21 protein-coding genes and 1 riboswitch are annotated in these 19,785 nt (G+C 71.5%); of the genes, 14 read left to right on the top strand and 7 right to left on the bottom strand.

Translation table 11 applies throughout. From position 1 onward, the window contains the following. Positions 1-4: 4 nt before the first annotated feature. Both K8Z49_RS31880 and K8Z49_RS31875 read right to left on the bottom strand, forming a co-directional pair. Complete coding sequence (locus K8Z49_RS31880; RefSeq protein WP_235206476.1) at positions 5-1,015, bottom strand: ribonucleotide-diphosphate reductase subunit beta; 1,011 nt, start codon at positions 1,013-1,015, stop codon at positions 5-7. Then, positions 1,012-3,288, bottom strand: a complete 2,277-nt coding sequence (locus K8Z49_RS31875) for a ribonucleoside-diphosphate reductase subunit alpha (RefSeq protein WP_412515939.1) — start codon at positions 3,286-3,288, stop codon at positions 1,012-1,014. The genes K8Z49_RS31880 and K8Z49_RS31875 overlap by 4 nt, the downstream gene beginning before the upstream one ends. A gap of 137 nt (positions 3,289-3,425) precedes the next feature. Next, a riboswitch (cobalamin riboswitch) is annotated at positions 3,426-3,568 on the bottom strand. 148 nt (positions 3,569-3,716) lie between these two features. Between K8Z49_RS31875 and K8Z49_RS31870 the strand changes: the two genes are divergently transcribed. The 8 genes from K8Z49_RS31870 (at position 3,717) to K8Z49_RS31835 (ending at position 11,432) form a co-directional block, all read left to right on the top strand. Beyond that, complete coding sequence (locus K8Z49_RS31870) at positions 3,717-4,349, top strand: hypothetical protein (RefSeq protein WP_143118431.1); 633 nt, start codon at positions 3,717-3,719, stop codon at positions 4,347-4,349. A 77-nt stretch (positions 4,350-4,426) separates the two neighbouring features. After that, the gene (locus tag K8Z49_RS31865) at positions 4,427-5,140 is read left to right on the top strand and encodes a YcnI family protein (protein WP_412515938.1); all 714 of its coding nucleotides are present in this window, start codon (positions 4,427-4,429) and stop codon (positions 5,138-5,140) included. After that, positions 5,137-5,673 carry a copper resistance protein CopC gene (locus K8Z49_RS31860; protein WP_412515937.1) on the top strand — a complete coding sequence of 179 codons (537 nt, stop codon included), beginning with the start codon at positions 5,137-5,139 and terminating at the stop codon, positions 5,671-5,673. Before K8Z49_RS31865 ends, K8Z49_RS31860 begins: the two co-directional genes overlap by 4 nt. 59 nt (positions 5,674-5,732) lie before the next feature. After that, positions 5,733-6,512, top strand: coding sequence for a group II truncated hemoglobin (locus K8Z49_RS31855; RefSeq protein ID WP_412515936.1), 780 nt, complete (start codon positions 5,733-5,735; stop codon positions 6,510-6,512). Between the two features lie 32 nt (positions 6,513-6,544). Beyond that, positions 6,545-6,688 (top strand): hypothetical protein, encoded by a 144-nt coding sequence (locus K8Z49_RS31850; RefSeq protein ID WP_412515935.1) that lies wholly within the window; start codon positions 6,545-6,547, stop codon positions 6,686-6,688. A gap of 119 nt (positions 6,689-6,807) precedes the next feature. After that, positions 6,808-8,949, top strand: coding sequence for an MMPL family transporter (locus K8Z49_RS31845; RefSeq protein WP_412515934.1), 2,142 nt, complete (start codon positions 6,808-6,810; stop codon positions 8,947-8,949). Positions 8,950-8,963: 14 nt separating this feature from the next. Further along, complete coding sequence (locus K8Z49_RS31840; protein WP_412515933.1) at positions 8,964-9,530, top strand: TetR/AcrR family transcriptional regulator; 567 nt, start codon at positions 8,964-8,966, stop codon at positions 9,528-9,530. A gap of 84 nt (positions 9,531-9,614) precedes the next feature. After that, complete coding sequence (locus tag K8Z49_RS31835) at positions 9,615-11,432, top strand: asparagine synthase-related protein (protein WP_412515932.1); 1,818 nt, start codon at positions 9,615-9,617, stop codon at positions 11,430-11,432. 84 nt (positions 11,433-11,516) lie between these two features. On the opposite strand, the gene K8Z49_RS31830 is transcribed toward K8Z49_RS31835, so the two are convergent. Then, a complete protein-coding gene (locus tag K8Z49_RS31830; protein ID WP_075021265.1) occupies positions 11,517-12,110 on the bottom strand; it encodes a TetR/AcrR family transcriptional regulator in 594 nt (197 codons plus the stop codon). Positions 12,111-12,230: 120 nt separating this feature from the next. Between K8Z49_RS31830 and K8Z49_RS31825 the strand changes: the two genes are divergently transcribed. Both K8Z49_RS31825 and K8Z49_RS31820 read left to right on the top strand, forming a co-directional pair. Continuing rightward, a complete protein-coding gene (locus K8Z49_RS31825; RefSeq protein ID WP_024935831.1) occupies positions 12,231-13,052 on the top strand; it encodes an SDR family NAD(P)-dependent oxidoreductase in 822 nt (273 codons plus the stop codon). A 183-nt stretch (positions 13,053-13,235) separates the two neighbouring features. After that, positions 13,236-13,901: an rRNA adenine N-6-methyltransferase family protein gene (locus K8Z49_RS31820; protein ID WP_412515931.1), complete on the top strand. Its 666-nt coding sequence runs from the start codon at positions 13,236-13,238 to the stop codon at positions 13,899-13,901. Between the two features lie 63 nt (positions 13,902-13,964). Here the strand turns inward: K8Z49_RS31820 and K8Z49_RS31815 are convergent, their stop codons facing one another. From K8Z49_RS31815 to K8Z49_RS31805, 3 genes are read right to left on the bottom strand one after another with little or no spacing between them, the layout of a single operon-like run. Then, complete coding sequence (locus K8Z49_RS31815) at positions 13,965-14,168, bottom strand: DUF397 domain-containing protein (RefSeq protein ID WP_412515930.1); 204 nt, start codon at positions 14,166-14,168, stop codon at positions 13,965-13,967. Positions 14,169-14,182: 14 nt separating this feature from the next. Further along, positions 14,183-14,386 (bottom strand): DUF397 domain-containing protein, encoded by a 204-nt coding sequence (locus K8Z49_RS31810; protein WP_412515929.1) that lies wholly within the window; start codon positions 14,384-14,386, stop codon positions 14,183-14,185. Next, positions 14,383-15,180, bottom strand: coding sequence for a helix-turn-helix domain-containing protein (locus K8Z49_RS31805; RefSeq protein ID WP_412515928.1), 798 nt, complete (start codon positions 15,178-15,180; stop codon positions 14,383-14,385). Before K8Z49_RS31805 ends, K8Z49_RS31810 begins: the two co-directional genes overlap by 4 nt. 210 nt (positions 15,181-15,390) lie before the next feature. Between K8Z49_RS31805 and K8Z49_RS31800 the strand changes: the two genes are divergently transcribed. Further along, a complete protein-coding gene (locus K8Z49_RS31800) occupies positions 15,391-15,591 on the top strand; it encodes a hypothetical protein (RefSeq protein WP_143118432.1) in 201 nt (66 codons plus the stop codon). After that, complete coding sequence (locus K8Z49_RS31795; RefSeq protein WP_412515927.1) at positions 15,588-15,902, top strand: hypothetical protein; 315 nt, start codon at positions 15,588-15,590, stop codon at positions 15,900-15,902. The genes K8Z49_RS31800 and K8Z49_RS31795 overlap by 4 nt, the downstream gene beginning before the upstream one ends. A 51-nt stretch (positions 15,903-15,953) precedes the next feature. Here K8Z49_RS31795 and K8Z49_RS31790 read toward each other — a convergent pair whose 3' ends face one another. Further along, on the bottom strand, positions 15,954-16,169 hold the full coding sequence (locus K8Z49_RS31790) for an EF-hand domain-containing protein (protein WP_075021271.1): 216 nt from the start codon (positions 16,167-16,169) through the stop codon (positions 15,954-15,956). Positions 16,170-16,432: 263 nt separating this feature from the next. Between K8Z49_RS31790 and K8Z49_RS31785 the strand changes: the two genes are divergently transcribed. Both K8Z49_RS31785 and K8Z49_RS31780 read left to right on the top strand, forming a co-directional pair. After that, complete coding sequence (locus K8Z49_RS31785) at positions 16,433-18,115, top strand: AMP-binding protein (RefSeq protein WP_021595345.1); 1,683 nt, start codon at positions 16,433-16,435, stop codon at positions 18,113-18,115. Continuing rightward, the gene (locus K8Z49_RS31780) at positions 18,112-19,755 is read left to right on the top strand and encodes an AMP-binding protein (protein WP_075021272.1); all 1,644 of its coding nucleotides are present in this window, start codon (positions 18,112-18,114) and stop codon (positions 19,753-19,755) included. The genes K8Z49_RS31785 and K8Z49_RS31780 overlap by 4 nt, the downstream gene beginning before the upstream one ends. The last annotated feature ends 30 nt before the right edge of the window (positions 19,756-19,785 follow it).

Below are 19,785 nucleotides of genomic sequence, written 5' to 3'. Positions count from 1 at the left end.
TTCGTCAGAACGCCTCGTCGAGGGTCACACTGCCCTCCACCCCGATCTGGTAGGCCGAGACCCGGCGCTCGAAGAAGTTGGACAGCTCCTGGACGTCCTGCAACTCCATGAAGGCGAACGGGTTCGCGGTGCCGTAGCGGGGCGGGAGCCCGAGGCGGACGAGGCGCTGGTCGGCGACGTATTCGAGGTAGGCGCGCATGTCGCCGGCGCTCATCCCGGGCAGGCCGTCGCCGCAGAGGTCGCGGGCGAAGTCGAACTCCGCCTGGACGGCCTCCTCCAGCATCGTGGTGACCTGGGCCGTGAGGTCCGCGTCGAAGAGCTCGGGTTCCTCGGCCCGGACGGTGTCGACCACGGAGAACGCGAACTCCATGTGCATGGACTCGTCGCGGAAGACCCAGTTCGTCCCCGACGCGAGGCCGTTCAGCAGGCCTCGCGACCGCAGCCAGTACACGTAGGCGAAGGCGCCGTAGAAGAACAGCCCCTCGATGCAGGCCGCGAAGCAGATGAGGTTCAGCAGGAACGCCCGGCGGTCGTCGGCGGTGCGGAGTTCGTCCAGGGCGCCGAGCGAGTCGATCCAGCGGAAGCAGAACCGCGCCTTGGACCGGATGGACGGGATGTGCTCGATGGCCGCGAACGCCTTGGCCCGTTCGTCCTGGTCGGGCAGATAGGTGTCCAGCAGGGTCAGGTAGAACTGGACGTGGACGGCCTCCTCGAAGAGCTGCCGCGACAGGTAGAGCCGGGCCTCGGGCGCGTTGACGTGCTTGTACAGGTTGAGCACGAGGTTGTTCGCCACGATCGAGTCGCCGGTGGCGAAGAACGCGACCAGCCGGTTGACCAGGTGCAGCTCGGCGGGCGTCAGGCGCGCCAGGTCGGCGAGGTCGGTCGCGAGGTCGACCTCCTCGACCGTCCACGTGTTGCGGATCGCGGCCCGGTACCGCTCGTAGAAGTCGGGGTAGCGCATGGGACGCAGGGTCAGGTCCATGCCCGGGTCCAGCAGCATCGCTCGCTCGTTCACTGGCACGCCTCGCACGTCTCCGGGTTCTCCAGGGAGCAGACGGCCGCGGCGACCGTCGTCTGCGCGATCCGCGTCGCCGGACGGGACCGCAGGTAGTAGGTGGTCTTGAGCCCGCTGCGCCACGCGTACGCGTACATCGAGGAGAGCTTGCCGATCGTCGGCGTCTCCATGAACAGGTTCAGCGAGTGCGCCTGGTCGATGTAGGGGGTGCGGCCGGCGGCCATGTCGATCAGGGCCTTCTGCGGCAGCTCCCAGGCCGTCCGGTAGAGGGCGCGCATCTCGTCCGGCAGGTCGAGCAGGCCCTGGACGGAGCCGTTCGCCTTCTTGATCGCCTCCCGTACGGCGGGCGTCCACAGCCCGAGCGACTTCAGGTCGTCCACCAGGTAGCGGTTGATCTGCAGGAACTCCCCGGAGAGGGTCTCGCGCTTGAACAGGTTGGACACCTGCGGCTCGATGCACTCGTAGCAGCCCGCGATGGACGCGATCGTGGCCGTCGGGGCGATCGCGATCAGCAGCGAGTTGCGGAGCCCCACGTCGGCGACGCGCGCGCGGAGCGCCTCCCAGGCGTCCGGACGGGACGGTGCCGCGTCCGGGAAATGGTCCGGGTGCAACTGGCCGCGGGCCGTCCGCGTCATGCCGTAGGCGGGCAGCGGTCCGTGCAGGGCGGCGAGGTCGGCGGACGCGTGGTAGGCGGCCAGCGCGATCTCCTCCGCGATCCGCGTGGACAGCTCGCGCGCCTCGGCCGAGTCGAACGGCAGGCGGAGCGTGAAGAACACGTCCGCCAGGCCCATCACGCCGAGGCCGACCGGCCGCCACTTGCGGTTGGCCTTCTCCGCCTCCGGCGTGGGGTAGAAGCCCCTGTCGATGGTGCGGTCCAGGAACCGGACGGCGGTGCGCACGGTCGAGCGGAGCCGCTCCCAGTCGATCCCGGACGCGTCCACGTGCGCGGCCAGGTTCACCGAGCCGAGGTTGCAGACGGCCGCCTCCCCGTCCGCGGTCACCTCCAGGATCTCCGTGCACAGGTTGGACAGGTGGACGGTCTGGCCGGGCTCGGCGGTCTGGTTGCAGGCGCGGTTGGCGGCGTCCTTGAACGTCATCCACCCGTTGCCCGTCTCGGCGAGCGTCCGCATCATCCGGCCGTACAGCTTGCGGGCCGGGATCTGCCGGACGAACCGCCCCGCCTTCTCCGCCGCCCGGTACGCCTCGTCGAACGCATCGCCCCAGAGGTCGGCCAGCTCGGGGACCTCCTTCGGGTCGAACAGCGACCACGTCGCGTCGGCCTCGACGCGGCGCATGAACTCGTCCGGGATCCAGTTGGCCAGGTTCAGGTTGTGGGTGCGGCGCGCGTCCTCGCCCGTGTTGTCGCGCAGCTCCAGGAACTCCTCGACGTCGGCGTGCCACGGCTCCAGGTAGACGCAGGCCGCGCCCTTGCGGCGGCCGCCCTGGTTGACGGCGGCGACGGACGCGTCGAGCGTGCGCAGCCACGGGACGATCCCGTTGGCGTACCCGTTCGTCCCGCGGATCAGAGAGCCGCGCGACCGCACCTTCGTCCACGAGACGCCGATGCCGCCCGCGTACTTGCTGAGCCGCGCGATCTGCCCGTACCGCTCGTAGATCGATTCCAGCTCGTCGCGCGGCGAGTCGAGCAGGAAGCAGGACGACAGCTGCGGGCGGCGGGCCGCGGAGTTGAACAGCGTCGGCGAGCTGGGCAGGTACGACAGCGTGCTGAGCAGCCCGTACAGCTCCGCGACCTCCTCGACGCTCTCGGACAGGCCGCAGGCGACCCGCAGGAAGAAGTGCTGCGGGCGCTCCAGCACGAGCCGCGACCGCGGATGCCGCAGCAGATACCGGTCGTAGAGCGTCCGGAGCCCGAAGTACTCGAACCGGTCATCGGCGGACTCGTCGACCAGGGCGTCGAGGTCGGACGCGTGGGCGGCGACGAACGCGGCCGGAGCCTCCGCCAGGAGGCCCTCCCGGTGCGCGGCGGCGACCGACTCGGCGAACGTCCGGACGCCCGCGGACGCGGCCTCGTCCCGGATCCGGCCGCCGAGGAGCCGGGCGGCGACCCTGGAGTATCCGGGTTCGGCGGGCACCAGGGCGGCGGCCTCGCCGATCGCCAGGTCCCGCAGCGCGCCCGCGTCGCCGTTGTCCCCGGCCCGGGCGGCGGCCGACAGCCGCCCGGCGTCCACGCCGGGCACCCCGTCGCAGGCCGCCTCGACCTCGGCGACGATCCGCGCCGAAGGCGGCGCGGCCAGAGCCTGTGTCACGTGCATCTCCCCTCGCAAGCCGCCTCGCGGAGGCATGCGAACGGGACGCGGCGGCATGCCGCGCTCCGTCCCCGGCCCACCCGCGAGGCCTGGACGTGGTGATCCGGGGGTCGACCCCGGACCCCCGAAGCGGTCGTGCGGGCAGGTCTTCGGACTCGCGGGCGCCGCCTCGAAAGGCGTCCTACTGGCCGTCGCTTCCCAGGCCGTGCGGCCCAGTGCGTGATGACGGCGGTCGTTCCCGCTCACCGCTGCGGGGCAGTCCCGGACTCACACCGGGTTCCCTCTTGCGACGCCCCCGCCGCGCGAGCGGCGGGGGCGTACCAGCACGGGATTGAACCCTACATGTAGTCGACGATCTTTGCACAACCCCAAGATGTTGGGTGTGTCGCGGATTCGCCAGGGTCGGGTGCGCGACCCCGGCCCGGGGTGGGACGATGGGTGGCGCCATGTCCCCGCCCGCCTCGCAGCCGCTGTTCAGGACCGCGCGCGCGGTGGTGTTCGCCACCGTGTGCGTCACGCTGGCGACCCTCGGGCACGTCCTGGCGAGCGGGGCGCCGGTCCCGGTCTGGTCGGCGATGGCGGGGTTCGCGGCGGTGCTCGGCGTGACGGCGGTGCTGGCGGGCCACGAGCGCTCGCTGGCGACGATCTTCGGCGGGCTGCTCGGCGGGCAGTTCGCGCTGCACACGCTCTTCGCCGCCGCGTCCGGCCCGATGGGCCATCACACGCCGGAGACGCACGCCGCGATGGCGGACGGAGCCACCCGGGGCGGCGCGGAGAACGGCCTCGCGATGACGCTCGCGCACTGCGTGGCCGCGCTGGTCGCGGCCTGGTGGCTGCGCCGCGGCGAGCGGGCCGCGTGGGCGCTGGCGCGGCAGGTCGCCGCGCTGGCGAACCGTCCGATCAGGCTGTTCCTGGCCCTCCTCGCCGTCGAGCCGGCCGAGCCGCCGGCGCGTCCCCGCCGGGCGACGCCCGCGCCGGCCGGCGTCACCTCCACCGGGCGGGCCCTGCGGCACCAGGTGGTCCGGCGGGGTCCCCCGCCGCGTTCGAGGGCGCTCGCTCACCTCTGAGCCCGAGCGCAGTACGTCACCGGACGCCGTTTCCCGCGCGTTCGGCCTTTCCCGTACGACTCGAACGGAGTTCCTCCATGCGTTTCCTTCCAGGCGCCCGGCGCGCCGGCGCCGTCGCGTCGCTCGCCTCCATGGCCGTGATCGGGCTCGCCACGGCCGCGTCCGCGCACGTCACCGTCAACCCGAAGGCGGCCGAGCAGGGCTCGTACGCCAAGGTCTCGTTCCGCGTGCCGAACGAGCGCGACGACGCGTCCACGACCAAGCTCGTGGTGCACCTGCCGGCCGACCATCCGCTGGCGTCGGTGTCGGTCCGCCCGACCCCCGGCTGGACGGTGAAGACGAAGAAGTCCAAGCTCGCGAAGCCGATCCAGTCGCACGGCGGCGAGCTGACCGAGGCGATCACCGAGATCACCTGGTCGGGGGGCGAGATCGAGCCGGGGCAGTTCCAGGAGTTCGACGTCTCGCTCGGCCCGCTGCCCACCGACACCGACCAGCTCGTCTTCAAGGCCGACCAGACCTACTCGGGCGGCGAGGTCGTCAAGTGGGAGGAGCCCCCGGCCGAGGGCGCGGCGGAGCCGGAGCACCCCTCGCCGGTGCTGAAGCTGCTCCCCGAGGGCAGCACGACCGGAACCGGCCTGAGCGCCCAGGTGAAGCCCGTCTCGGCGAGCGAGTCCGCGGCGTCCGCCGATGACGGGACGGCGCGGCTGCTCGGCGGCGTCGGCATCGCGGTGGGCGTGATCGGCATCGGCGTCGGCGCGTACGGCGTGACCAGGGCGCGGAGCCGGGCATGACGCGGGCAGCGCTCCGGGTCGCCGCGGGCGCCGCGGCCGTCGGGACGGTGCTCGCGCTGACCGCGCCCCCCGCCTCGGCGCACGCCGCGCTCACCGGCGCCAGCCCGGCGAAGGACGCGACGGTCGCGGCGCCGTCCGAGATCGTCCTCACCTACTCCGATCCGATCCGGCTGCCGCGCGTCGTGCTGACGGACACCGCGGAGCGGCAGTACCAGGCGGGGCCGCCCCGCGCGGTCGACAACAAGGTCACGCAGGCGGTCACCGGAGCGCTGCCCAACGGCGAGTACACGGTGGGCTGGCGGGTCGTGTCGGCGGACGGCCACCCGGTGAGCGGCTCCTACACGTTCACCGTGCGGGGGTCGGCGGGCGGCGCGCAGCCCGCCGCGCCGGCCCCGTCCACGACGAAGGCCGCGTCCTCGGAGGATTCGGGCGGCTCGTCGGGCTGGCTGTGGATCGGCCTGATCGCGCTGGTCCTGGCGGCGGCGGCCGGCGTGGTCGGCTGGCTCCGCCGGTCCTCCGCCCCCGCGGACTGAGCCACCGGCTTCCGGTCGGGTGATTACAGGATTACAGTGATCACCCGACCGGAGGCATCGTGGGGGCCGTCATGATCGTCGAGTACATCCGCTACCGCATCGACCCGCAGGACGCGGAGGAGTTCGAGGCCGCCTACGCACGCGCTTCCGTGCCGCTCGCCGCCGCACCCCAGTGCGTGGACTACGAGCTGTCGAGGTGCGCCGACGAGCCGTCCTCCTACATCCTGCGCATCTGCTGGACGTCCGCCGACGACCACATGCGGGGGTTCCGGGGCGGCGAGCACTTTCCGGCGTTCTTCACCGAGATCAAGCCGTACGTCCAGCAAATCGAGGAGATGCGGCACTACGGGCTGACACCCGTCCGCGGGGCTGGGTCGTCCGTCCCAACGCTGTACGACTGGGCGGGTGGCGGCGAGGCCCTGGAGCGGCTCACCGAGGTCTTCTACACGAACGTCCTCAAGGACGAGCTGCTGCGCCCCCTCTTCGAGCACATGGCCCCGGACCACCCGAAATGGGTCGCCGCATGGCTCGGTGAGGTGTTCCGCGGTCCCGAGCGCTACAGCCGGGAGCGCGGCGGCTACCACCACATGGTGCGGCACCACCTCGGCAAGGCCATCACGGAGGCGCAGCGCCGCCGCTGGGTCTCGCTGCTGATGGACGCGGCCGACGAGGCCGGCCTCCCGGACGACCCCGAGTTCCGCGCCGCGTTCGCGTCCTACATCGAGTGGGGCACGCGCATCGCGCTCGCCAACTCCCAGCCGGACGCGAAGCCGCCCCTGCAAGCGCCCATGCCGCACTGGGGCTGGGGCGTCGCGCCGCCCTACATCCCGGCGCAGTAGCCTGCACGCCGTTCCTGCGACGAGGGAGGTTGATGAATATGGCCCGCGCGGCCCTTCGTCAGCATGCCCTCGTCCGGTGCGCGCGGCGGGGCCACTGGGCGGACGACTTCCCCGAGAACGCCGGGCTGCGCCGCGTCACCACCGGCGCGGAGACGGCCGCGTACGCCACCGACTGATTCCTCGCAGCACCGAACGTGCCGCCCTTCCCCGGGAAGGGCGGCACGTTCGCGTTTCCGGGAGCGATTGACAAATTACGCTAGTTCACTAACACTTCCTATTCGACTAGCGATTGGCGGTGGGTGTCGTGGCGGTCGTCCTGGCCCGGCTCGGGCGCTTCTGTTACCGGCGGCGCGGGCTCGTCGTCCTGCTGTGGGCGGGGCTGCTCGTCCTGACCGTGTCCGGCGCGGCCCTCCTGTCGGAGCCGGCGCCGGACACCTTCTCGGTCCCCGGCACCGAGGCGCAGCGCGCGAACGACCTGGTCGCGGAGCGGTTCCCGCGGGCCGCCGCCGGCGGGGCGTCCGCCCGCGTCGTGTTCGCCGTCCCGGCCGGACGGTCGCTGGCCGCTCCCGCGACCCGGGCCGCCGTCGAGCAGGCCGTCGCCCGGATCGAGGCCGCGCCGAAGGTCGCCGAGGTCGCCTCCCCCTACGCCCGGCACACCGTCTCGGCCGACGGCCGCATCGCGCTCGCGGAGGTCGGCTACCGCGTCCCGGCCGAGGAGCTGACCGGCGCGGACCGCGAGGCGCTGCGCGAGGCCGCCGCCGTCCCGGGCGTGCGCACGGAGATGAGCGGCGACGCCGTCGCACCGCCGGAGGAGGGCGCGGGCGAGCTGCTCGGCGTGGTGGCCGCCGCGATCGTCCTGCTGGTCACGCTCGGGTCGCTCGTCGCGGCCGGGCTGCCGCTGCTCACGGCCGCCGCCGGGATCGTCATCGGGCTGTCGGCGATCGGTACCGCGTCCGCGTTCGCGGAGGTGAGTTCCGAGACCCTGGCGCTCGCGCTCATGCTCGGCCTCGCCGTCGCGATCGACTACGCGCTGTTCATCATCTCCCGCTACCGCGAGGAGGTCCTGGACGGCCGCGAGCCCGCCGACGCGGCGGGCCGGGCCACGGGCACCGCGGGATCCGCCGTGGTGTTCGCCGGCCTGACCGTCATCATCGCGCTGGCCGGGCTCGCCGTCGTGAACATCCCCATCCTGACCCGGCTCGGGCTCGCCGCCGCGTTCACCGTGGCCGTCGCGGTGCTGGTCGCCCTCACGCTGCTCCCGGCCCTGCTCGGGTTCGCGGGCCGCCGCGCGCGGGCCCGCCGCCGTCCCGCCGCCTCCGCCGGGCTGCGCTGGGGACGGTTCGTCACCTCCCACCCCGTCCCGGTGCTGATCGTGGCCGTGGTGGGGCTGCTCGCGGCGGCGACGCCCGCGCTCGGACTGCGGCTCGGCCTGCCCGACGACGGCACCGCCCCTCCCGGGACGACCCAGCGCCAGGCCTACGACCTGCTCGCGGAAGGGTTCGGCCCCGGGATCAACGGGCCGCTGACCCTCGTCGTGCAGGCCGGGGACGACACGAAGGCCGCCGCCGAGCGCGTCGCTGCGACGATCGCGGCCCTGGACGGCGTCGCCTCGGTCGACCCGCCCGTGGTGAACCCCGCCGGCGACACCGCGCTGGTCGGCGTCGTCCCCGACGGCGGGCCGACGGCCGAGGCCACCGAGGACCTCATCCACACCATCCGCGACCGCTCCTGGGACGGGGCGTCCGTCGCGGTCACCGGGCAGACCGCGATCGACATCGACACGTCCGGGAAGCTCGCCGGCGCGCTCGTCCCCTACCTCGCGGTCGTCGTCGGCCTCGCGTTCCTGCTGCTGACGCTGGTGTTCCGCTCGATCCTGGTGCCGCTGAAGGCCACGCTCGGCTTCCTGCTCAGCGTCGCCGCCACGTTCGGCGCGGTCGTCGCCGTGTTCCAGGAGGGCCGGCTGGAGGGGCCGCTCGGCGTCCACGCGTCCGGCGTGATCGTCAACGTGCTGCCGGTCATGCTGATCGGCATGGTGTTCGGGCTGGCCATGGACTACCAGGTCTTCCTCGTCACCCGGATGCGCGAGGAGCACGTCCGCGGCGCCTCCCCCACCGGCGCCGCCGTCGCCGGGCTGGCGCACGGCTCCCGCGTCGTCACCGCCGCCGCGATCATCATGATCTTCGTGTTCGCCGGGTTCCTGCTGTCCGCGACGCCGATGGTGCAGTCGTTCGGCTTCGCGCTGGCCGCCGCCGTGCTCTTCGACGCGTTCGTCGTCCGGATGACGATCGTCCCCGCCGTGATGGCGCTGCTCGGCCGCGCCGGCTGGTGGCTGCCCGCCCGCCTCGCCCGCGTCCTGCCGCACGTGGACGTGGAGGGCGAGCGGCTCCGAGACGCCCCGGGGGAGGTGACAGTAGGCTCCTCGGTCGGGACGAGGTAGCGAAAGGGCCGGAGATGCCGCCGAAGCAGGGACTGCGAGAGCTGAAGAAGGCGAGGACCCGGGCCGCGATCCAGCGCGAGGCCCTGCGGCTGTTCCGCGAGCGCGGCTACGAGGCCACGACCGTCGAGCAGATCGCGCAGGCCGCCGAGGTCGCGCACACCACCGTCTTCCGCTACTTCCCGACCAAGGAGGACCTCGTCATCAGCGACGAGGCCGACCCCTTGTTCTTCGCGTCGCTGCGCGCCCAGCCGCCGGAACTGACCCCGGTCCAGGCCCTGCGCGCCGCGATGCTGGACGTCCTCGGCGGGTTAACCCCCGAGGACCTCGCCGCGGGACGCGACCGGGCCGTCCTCATCCTGTCGGTCCCCGCGCTGCGCGGCGCCGCGTTCGCCAACTTCGTCGACACGATGCGCACGGTGACCGCCATCCTCGCCGAACGGGAGGGCCGCGCCCCCGGCGACGTCCGCACCCTCACCGGCGCGGCCTTCGGCATCATGCTCGACCTGATGCTCCGCTGGGCGGAGGACCCGTCCCTGGACCTCCCCGCTGCCCTCGACGAAGCCCTCGCCACCCTCGGCTAGGCACACTCCCCCGATTTAGCGGGATTTACGGCTGTATGCCCGGCGTTTACCGGGTGTTCGCCGGGTGATGGTTGGGTGCCGGCCATGCGCGCTTGCCTGGTGGTCTCCGCACGCGATCCCGACGAGCGGATCACGCCCGCCGTGCTGGCGACAGCCCGGCGGGCCATCGACCAGGCGGTGCCCGCGCCCGCCGGCCGCCGGCGCCCCGCCGAGTGGATCTCGCCCGACCGCGGCACCGCGCTGCTGGCCTGGTCCAACGAACCGTCCGGGGCGCCGTTCCCGGAGCCGATCCTCACCTCCGGCGACCGCGCCCTGACCTACTGCGGCTACCTGGGCGGCAAGGGCGACGCCGACCTGCTGCTGAGCATGGACGCCCTCGGCGACGGCCTCGACGGCCTCGGCGGCTGCTTCTCGGTGTTCCGCGCCGGTCCGGACGGGTTCGAGGCCGCCACGTCCATCACCCGCGCCTGCCCCGTCTACCACGCCGAGGCGGGCGGCCTGCGGTTCGCCGCGTCCCGCGCCCTGCTCGCCCACCTGGCGGCGCGAGCGGCGGCGACCGGCCTGGCCCGCCCGGCGCCCGCCTACGACGTGATGGCGCTCCAGGCGATGGTGCGGCACGGGTTCTTCGTCTCCGACGAGACGCCGTTCGAGGGCGTGCGGGCGGTCCCGAACGCGGCCACGCTCGTCGCGCGGCGCGGTCACGACCCGCGCACCGTCGCGCGCCCGCTGCCCGCCCAGGAGCCCGCGCCGCGCGGGCGCCGGGAGGCCCGCGCGCGGGTGAAGCCGCTGGCCGAGGCGCTGCTGGCGGCGGTGGAGCCGCTCGGCCGGCACGACCGCCCGGCGCGGCTGGCGCTGTCCGGGGGACGCGACAGCCGCCTGATCGCCGCCGCCTGCCACGCCGCCGGGGTGCCGTTCTTCGGCGCCACCCACGGCCTGGACGGCAGCCCCGACGTCGTGCTGGCGCGGCGGGTGGCCGCGGCGCTGGACGTGGAGTGCCAGGTCACGCTGGACAGGCAGCGGTCCGGCGCGGTCGTCGTCCGGCACCCGCTGCGGCGCGCCCACGCCCTGGTCCGCATGTGCGAGGGCATGAACTCGGCGTACGAGAACGTGAACCGGTGGGCGCCCTACGATCCCGAGCCGCGCACCTCCGGCTCCGGCGGGGAGCGGCTGCGCGGCGGCTTCCTCACCGACCAGGCCGACCTGTCCCGTGACGGTGTCCTCCGCAGGCTGGACACCATCTTCCTGGCGCAGAGCGAGTTCCTCACCGAGGACGCCAACGCCTACGCCAGGCGCCGTCACGACCAGTGGGCCGCCCGGTACGAGCATGACGGCCTCGACGTGCTCGACAAGCTGCACATGTTCTACAAGACCGGCCGCTGGCTGGCCGGATCGCACACCGCGACCCTCATGAACTGGGCCTACTACCACCCCTTCCTCGACAACCGGGTGGTGCGCGAAGCGCTGGCGCTGCCCGTGGAGTGGCGGCTGAGCGAGGAACCGGTCGCGCTCGTCCTGGGGATGCTCGCGCCCCGGCTGCGGGACGTCCCGCTCGCCGGGAAGCGGTGGCGGTTCGAGGAGCAGGGCCCCAGGTCGCTGCGCGAACGGCCGGGCTGGCGGCGCCGCGCCACCCCGCCGAGCACCGCGGCCGCCGGGTTCAACTGGCGCAAGTCGTACGGACCTGAGCTGGCCGACGTGTTCCGGGAGCACATCCTGGACGGGCCGCCCGAGCTGTTCTCCATCCTCGACCGCGGCGCGGTGGAGCGGCGCCTGGCCGAGGTGCCGCCGCGCCGTCCCGGGCAGAGCTGGCACCTGCTCTCCCTGAGCGTCCTGCTGTCGAACGCCTGGCGCGAGCCCGAGCCGGACGACCTGCCGGACATGGAGATCCCTCTCCCCACCCCATGAGGCAGGTCACGGGCGGTAAGACCGCTCCTGCTACCCCAGTTCGGGGGTGGCGTGCGTCACTCGGATGGCCGCACGGATCGGCCGTCAGGGAGCGAACGCGCGAAGAGCGGCCTCCACGAGCGCGTCGGCGTACTCCGGGGTGAGCGGTCCGGCGCGGTGCAGCCACCGCTGGTGGAGCGGGGCGTAGAGCACCTCCAGCACGAGGTCGAGGTCGGCGTCGGCGGCCAGCTGGCCCGCGCGCTGGGCGCTGCGCAGCCGCTCCTTCTTGGCCTCGTCGACGGGGGCGGCGAGCTTCTCCCGGTAGAGGGCGGCCAGCGCGGGGTCACCGACGATCTCCAGGTTGAGCGCTCTGATCGGCGCCTCGAACGCCGGGTCGGCGAACTCGGCGACGGTCGCCCGCATGACGGTCTTGAGGTCGGCCTCAAGGTCACCGGTGTCGGGCAGCCGCACCCCGTCCCCGCCCTCGCTCAGCTCCAGGAACGAGTCGAAGATCACCGCGCCTTTGGAGGGCCACCAGCGATAGATGGTCTGCTTGCCCACTCCGGCACGGGCGGCGATGGCCTCGATCGACACCTTCGCGTACCCGAGCTCGGTGACCAGTTCGCGTGCGGCGGCCAGGACGGCCCGCCGGGACCGCTCGCTGCGCCGCGCGGGGTCCGGCCTTCTGGGGTGCGACACGCCCGGGAGCCTACCACCGATCCGAGACGAGACGGTCCGTCTTGTCAATCGCCTCTCCGGTCGCTAGGGTGGCGGAGCAACGAGACGAACCGTCTCGTCTAGTCAAGGAAGGGGCAGCCCATGACGACAGCCCGAGTGTGGTTCATCACCGGCGCTTCGCGAGGCCTGGGCAGGGCCTTCGCGGAAGAGGCGCTCGCCGCCGGAGACCGCGTCGTCGCCGCCGCGCGCGACCTCGGCCCCCTCGCGGATCTCGCCGCCGCACACCCGGACGGCCTCGTCCGGCTGGCACTGGACGTCACCGACCGGGAGGCCGTGCTGAGGGTGGTGGATCAGGCGGCCGCGGTGTTCGGGCGGCTGGACATCGTGGTCAACAACGCCGGCGCCATGCTGCTCGGCATGGTGGAGGAGGCGACCGAGGAGCAGATCCGCGCCCAGTTCGACGTCAACTTCTTCGGCGCGGTCTGGGTGACCCAGGCCGTGGTGCCGCACCTGCGCACCCAGGGATCCGGCCATATCGTGCAGGTCACCACGATGGGGACCGGCGGCGGGGTCGCGTCGGCCGGGTTCTACGCGGCGAGCAAGTCCGCGCTCGACTCGCTGGGCCAGGCGCTGGCGATGGAGGTCGCGCCGTTCGGGATCAAGGTGACGATCGTCCAGCCCGGCGGGTACGGCACGGACCTGTTCACACGCGGCACCACGACGGCGGAGCCGCGTCCGGAGTACGAGCCGCTGCGCGCCCGGCTCGCCGAGATGTGGGGCGACGACGCCGGCCCCGACCCGAGCACCGCCGCCCCGGTGCTCATGGAATTGGCCGACCTGCCGGAGCCGCCGCTGCGCCTGATCGTCGGCGGCGCCTCCTACGATCTCGTCCAGCAGATGGACGAGGCCCGCACGGCTGAATACCGAGCCTGGGAGCACCTGAGCCGCAAGGCCCCCGGCTGACCCGGCCACCGGCCCCCCGACGTAACACCAAATTCGTTCCCACTGAGAGCAATGATCCGTGCACTCTCAGCAAGAAGGCGTCGGTGGGAAAGCACGGCAGACAAGAGGACTGCTCCGTCTGCAACGGCAGGGGAAAATTGAGCGGTGGCAGCACGGGAAGAAGGACGAGGTGAGCTGCTCGGCATGCCGGGGGACGGGGAAGGTGTAGATCGGCGGTTGTTCATCTCCGAAGTCGTGTGGATCGCTCCGGGAGACGGTGAGGACCTCGTTCCCCTGCACAGGGCGGACGATCCGGAGGCGTGGGAGCGGCTGGTCGCGGCGGACGAGAGCGTCGTCACTCAGGTGGACGACGACGATCCAGGCAAGTGGGGCGTGCATTTCCCGACGTCGTCGTCAACAGCGCCGTGGCTGATGCGGCGGATGATCGAAGCGCTGGACCTGGCGCCGGGAATGGCCGTCTTGGAGATCGGCACCGGGACGGGCTACAACGCGGCACTGCTCGCCGAGGCCGGCGCGGTGGTGACCACTGTGGAGATAGACGCCCGGCTCGCGAACGAGGCGCGGCGGTCGCTGGAGCGCGCCGGATTCGGCGACCGGGTGGCGGTCGTGACCGGCGACGGCGGCTGGATCGTTTTCCCGTACAGCGGTCCGCGCGGGGCAGGCGCCCTGGTGGCACTGGACGTCGCCGGCGGCACCGCCCGTGGACACGTCATCGACCACGAGTCCTTCTTCATGCCACTACGTGGCCAACGCATGAACCAGCGCGAGATACAGGCCATGCCCCGCACGTTGGACGCACGACTGCACTTCACCGTGACCAGCACACGCCAATACATCACCACGAAGTAAGCCCGGCACAAACGAGCCCTCGGCCACCGTCGATCTGGCCGAGGGCTCCCAGGTATGAGCATGTCAGGGCAGGTCACGGACCCCGGACTTGATGTCGGCAGTGAGGGTGCCCCAAGCGGCCTTGGAAAGAGTCAACCTCGGCCCGTCTGGATCCTTGGAGTCACGCACCCCGATCGCGGCGGCAAGATCCGCCACCTCGACACAATCGCCGCCGCTGTGGCCGCTGTACCTGCTCTTCCGCCAGCGAACGCCGAGCAAGTCCTTCATAGGCTCTCCATCAGTCAGGGCAGGTCGCGTGCGCCGGACTTGATGTCGATGGTGAGAGCGTCCCAGGCCTGCCGGGAAAGGGTCAGCCTCGGACCGTCTGGATCCTTGGAGTCACGCACACCGATCGCGGAGGCAAAATCCGCCACCTCGACGCAATCGCCGCCCGCGTGGTCGCTGTAGCCGCTCTTCCGCCAGTGAACACGGAGCACGTCGTTCATAGACCCTCCATAACCGTCCTGATCATGGCCCGTGACTCCTCGATGGGGAGCGCATGGCCGCGGAGCAGGTCCCAGCGTACGACTTTGTCTCTGACTCTGGCAGGCCTCTCGATCAAGAGCCCCTCACCCGCCGACTCGGTATAAGCGAGGTCCGGCGTGTCGTCAAAACTCAGGATGGTGAAGCTACCGCCGAGCCCAGCGTGATATCCCACCCTATTTGGGACGACTTGCACCATGGTGTTGACCCGCTCAGACGCGTGGAGCAACGAATTGAGCTGCTCGCGCATGATGTCAGCGCTCCCCACCGTGCGACGCAGAACAGCCTCGTCCAGAACGATCCATGTGTGCGGCGGGTTCTCACGGGTTAGAACTTCTTGCCGTTCCATACGCTTCGCCGTCAATTCCGAGATATTAATTCCATCGCTCATGGTGAGGATGGAGCGAGTGTAGTCCTCCGTTTGAAAGAGACCGTTGACGAGCAGCGCGCAGAAGATGCGGTACGAGGTCGCCCTCCTCTCGTAGTCCAGGTATTCGGGGAAGCCGGGCGGAAGGATAAACTGGACCTCGATCTCCTTGATGAGCTTCCAGTGGCGGTGGAAGTGGCCGTCGGTCTTGAAATAGGTGTCGAGGTCCTCGGCGCTCTGTTCAGAGACCTTGCGACCGCTCTCCATGGTGCTGATCCATTGGGGGGTGCAGCCGAGCGCGTCCGCCAGGTCCTTGCCAGTGAGCCCGGCCCGCTCCCGCATGCGGCGGAGTTCGGTGCCGAAGAAGATGCGCGCTCGATTCTCACTCATGGGGATCCTCTGGGGAGTTAACCGGTGGGGGCCGGTTGAGGTGATCTTGGCTAGGCTTGACCACAGGTGTTGAATGGTCACTGGTCGTCTTTTACCCGGCAGGTGAAGCTGGACGCAAGCATTTCAGCACTGCGACCGGACATCGAGGTCTCCGAAATGAAAAAGACTCCGCTATCGCCCACTTCTGAGGGAGTAAGGGGAATGCCTCTCATGTCCGATTGGTATGGCGAGCCGTCGGGGGACGGGTTCGTCGCGCGGCGGCTTGGCGGGCTGAGCGACTACCAGGCGCTCAACGGCTGCCTGGACGAGGTCCTGGCCAAGGACGAGGGCGAGTTGTGGCTGCTCTGCGACGCGCAGACCCGGCTGTCCGAGCGGGTCGCGCTCGCCGAGTCCACGAGGCGGCGGACGTGAGCGTTCCCGAGCACGAGGCCCCGGCGGCGGAGTCGTACGTCCGGTTGGAGACCCTGGGCATGCACCTCAGGGCGCAGGGCTTCACCGTCGAGTACGTGGCCGGAGGGCTGGTCGTCCGCAACGAGACGTCCACCGCGCGGAGCGTCTGCGGGGCGCGGGGCGGGTCCGGCGACACGATCACCTGTCGCCCGCACGACGGGGACGAAGGGCGCTACTGGTACTACACGTCCTGGCGGCAGCCCATCGCCGAGGCCGAGCGCATCACCGACGCCCTGGTGATGATCAAGGGGTATCTCGGGGCCCCCGCATGACGGCCGACGACGGGCCCCGGCGCCTGCTCGAACTGCTCGCCGGCGGGAGGGTCACCGGTCCCAGGCGACGAGGAACTCCGCCAGGGAGATGCGCCCGTCGGCGTCCCCGTCCTTCTCGTCCGCCGCCCGGAAGATCGAGTCGAGCTCGCCCGAGGCGACCTCCTCGCCGCGGGCGGCCATGGCGGCGGCGAACTCGTCGCGGGTGATGTAGCCGTCGCCGTCGCGGTCGAACTCCTTGAACGTGGCGGTCGGGTCGAGATCGGCCATCACGGACCTCCGATGCACACTTTCCGGACAAAGCAGTAAAGCAGCATCGAAGCACGGTGGGGCCCGGCGGCGGGCCGGGTTCCCGAAACCGCATCGGCCGGACCCGATGCAAAGAGGCGACCACAGGGCGCTTTTCCTGCGGTCGACGTTCGTCACGGGCGGGTAAGACCACTCCTGCTACCCCCGTTCGGGGGTGGCGTGGGTCACTCGGATGGCCAACGATCCTTCTGACCGGGTGACCGTGGCGGCCACGAGGAGAGACCATGCCCGCAGTCGAGTTCCGGGCGGCGCGCGACTTCCTGCTCGCGCACCGCGACGACTACGCGACGGCCTACGAGAAGTTCCGCTGGCCGGTGCTGACCGGCTTCAACTGGGCGCTCGACTGGTTCGACAAGATCGCCGAGGGGAACGACTCGCCCGCGCTGTGGATCGTCGAGGAGGACGGCTCCGAGGCGAAGTACTCGTTCGCGCAGATGGCGCGGCGGTCCAACCAGGCGGCGAACCTGCTGCGCCGGGCGGGCGTGCGGCGCGGCGACCGGATCATCCTGATGCTCGGCAACCAGGTCGAGCTGTGGGAGACGGTGCTGGCGGCGATGAAGATCGGCGCGATCCTGATCCCGTGCACGCCGCTGCTCGGCACCGCCGACCTCCAGGACCGGCTGACCCGCGGCAAGGCCAGGCACGTGGTGGCGAGCGCGGCCGACGCCGGGAAGTTCGACGGCGTCGAGGGCGACTTCACCGGGATCGCCGTGGGCGAGCCGGTGGAGGGGTGGCTGCGGTACGCCGACGCCTACGAGGAGGGCGAGACCTTCACCCCGTACGGGCTGACGATGTCGCGGGACACCCTGCTCCTCTACTTCACGTCCGGGACGACGGCGAAGCCGAAGCTGGTCGAGCACACGCACGCGTCGTACCCGGCGGGACACCTGTCGACGATGTACTGGATCGGGCTGCGGCCCGGGGACGTCCATCTGAACATCTCGTCGCCCGGCTGGGCGAAGCACGCGTGGAGCAACATCTTCGCGCCGTGGGACGCCGAGGCGTGCGTGTTCATCTTCAACTACACGCGGTTCGACGCCGACCGGCTGCTCGACACCCTGGAGCGGTGCGGCGTGACGAGCTTCTGCGCGCCGCCGACCGTGTGGCGGATGCTGATCCAGTCCGACCTCGGGCGGCTCGCCACCCCGCCGCGCGAGGTGGTCGCGGCCGGGGAGCCGCTGAACCCCGAGGTGATCGAGCGGGTGAAGGACGCGTGGGGCCGGACGATCCGGGACGGGTTCGGGCAGACCGAGACGACCGTCCAGATCGCCAACACGCCCGGCCAGCCGGTCAAGCCGGGCTCGATGGGACGTCCCGTGCCGGGCTACCAGGTGGTGCTGGTCGACCCGCTGACCGGGGAGCCCGCGGACGAGGGGGAGATCTGCCTCGACCTGGAGGACCGGCCGCTCGGCCTGATGACCGGCTACCACGGCGACGAGGAGCGCACGGACGAGGCGATGGCCGGCGGCCGGTACCACACCGGCGACATCGGCTCCCGCGACGAAGACGGATACATCACCTATGTCGGACGGGCCGACGACGTGTTCAAGGCGTCCGACTACAAGATCTCGCCGTTCGAGCTGGAGAGCGTGCTGATCGAGCACGAGGCGGTCGCGGAGGCCGCGGTCGTGCCGTCGCCCGACCCGGTCCGGGCGGCCGTCCCGAAGGCCTACGTCACGCTCGCGAACGGCTGGGAGCCGACCGCCGAGACGGCCAGGGCGATCTTCGCGCACAGCCGGGCGCAGCTGTCCCCGTACAAGCGGGTCCGGCTGCTGGAGTTCGGCGAGCTGCCGAAGACGATCTCCGGGAAGATCCGCCGGGTCGAGCTGCGGACGAGCGAGCTCGGCAAGCACGCGAGCCCCGACGACCGGCCCGAGGGCGAGTTCCGGGAGGAGGACCTGCGATGACACTCTCCTATGCATCGGGCATATCGAGCACCCCCCTGCTCGGCGCCACCATCGGCGCGAACCTCGACAAGACGGTCGCCGCGTTCTCGGAGCGGGACGCGCTCGTCGACCGGGCGTCCGGGCGCCGCTGGACGTACGAGCAGCTCCAGGACGACGTGGAGGCCGTCGCGCTCGGCCTCCGCGACCTCGGCGTCGTCAAGGGCGACCGGGTCGGGATCTGGGCGCCGAACTGCGCGGAGTGGATGCTCGTCCAGTACGCGACGGCCAAGCTCGGCGCGATCCTCGTCAACATCAACCCCGCCTACCGGGTGCACGAGCTGGAGTTCGTCCTCAACCAGGCCGGCATCCGGACGCTGGTGGCGGCGGTGGCGTTCAAGACGTCCGACTACGCGGCGATGATCGAGCAAGTGCGCCCGGCGTGCGCCGCGCTGCGGGACGTCCTGCTCATCGGCACCCCCGAGTGGGACGCGCTCGTCGAGGCGGGCCGGGCGGGCGACCCGGCCGTCCTGGTCGAGATCGGGCGGACGCTCACCGCCGACGACCCGATCAACATCCAGTACACGTCCGGGACGACGGGCTTCCCCAAGGGCGCGACGCTGTCGCACCACAACATCCTGAACAACGGGTACTTCGTAGGCGAGCTGTGCGGCTACGACGAGGAGGACAGGATCTGCGTTCCCGTCCCCTTCTACCACTGCTTCGGCATGGTGATGGGCAACCTGGCGTCGACGAGCCACGGCGCGTGCGTGGTGATCCCGGCGCCGGCGTTCGACCCGAAGGCGACGCTGGAGGCGGTCGCGGCCGAGCGCTGCACGTCGCTGTACGGGGTCCCGACCATGTTCATCGCGGTCCTGAACGAGCCGGGGCTGGACGGGCTCGACCTCTCCACCCTGCGGACCGGGATCATGGCCGGGTCGCCGTGCCCGGTCGAGGTGATGAAGCAGGTCATCGACCGGCTCGGGATGAGCGAGGTCGCGATCTGCTACGGCATGACGGAGACGTCGCCGGTGTCGACGCAGACCCGCGCGGGCGACTCGCTCGACCGGCGGGTGTCCACGGTCGGGACCGTGCTGCCGCACCTGGAGATCAAGGTGGTCGACCCGGAGACGGGCGTGACCGTCCCGCGCGGGGTGCCCGGCGAGTTCTGCACCCGCGGCTACTCGGTGATGCTCGGCTACTGGGAGCAGCCGGACAAGACGGCCGAGGCCATCGACGCCGCCCGCTGGATGCACACCGGCGACCTCGCCGTGATGGACGGCGACGGCTACGTCAACATCACCGGCCGGATCAAGGACATGGTGATCCGGGGCGGCGAGAACATCTACCCGCGCGAGATCGAGGAGTTCCTCTACACCCACCCCGACATCGTGGACGCGCAGGTCATCGGCGTGCCGGACGAGAAGTACGGCGAGGAGCTGATGGCCTGGGTGCGGCTGCGCGAGGGCGTGCCGGGCCTGACCGCCGGCGAGCTGCGCGCGTTCTGCGAGGGGAAGCTGGCGCACTACAAGATCCCGCGCTACGTGCACGTCGTGGACGAGTTCCCGATGACGGTCACCGGGAAGATCCGCAAGGTGCAGATGCGCGCCGAGGCGGTCGACATCCTCGGGCTGGAGGACGCCGCCGCGACCCGGCACGCCTGACTTTCCGGGCACCGGAGCCTTTCGTCGCGG

The organism is Actinomadura madurae, assembly GCF_047130825.1.
GTDB classification, from domain to species: Bacteria; Actinomycetota; Actinomycetes; order Streptosporangiales; family Streptosporangiaceae; genus Spirillospora; species Spirillospora madurae.
The sequence above is the reverse complement of the archived record's forward strand: the minus strand, read 5'-3'. Positions and strand labels throughout refer to the sequence as shown.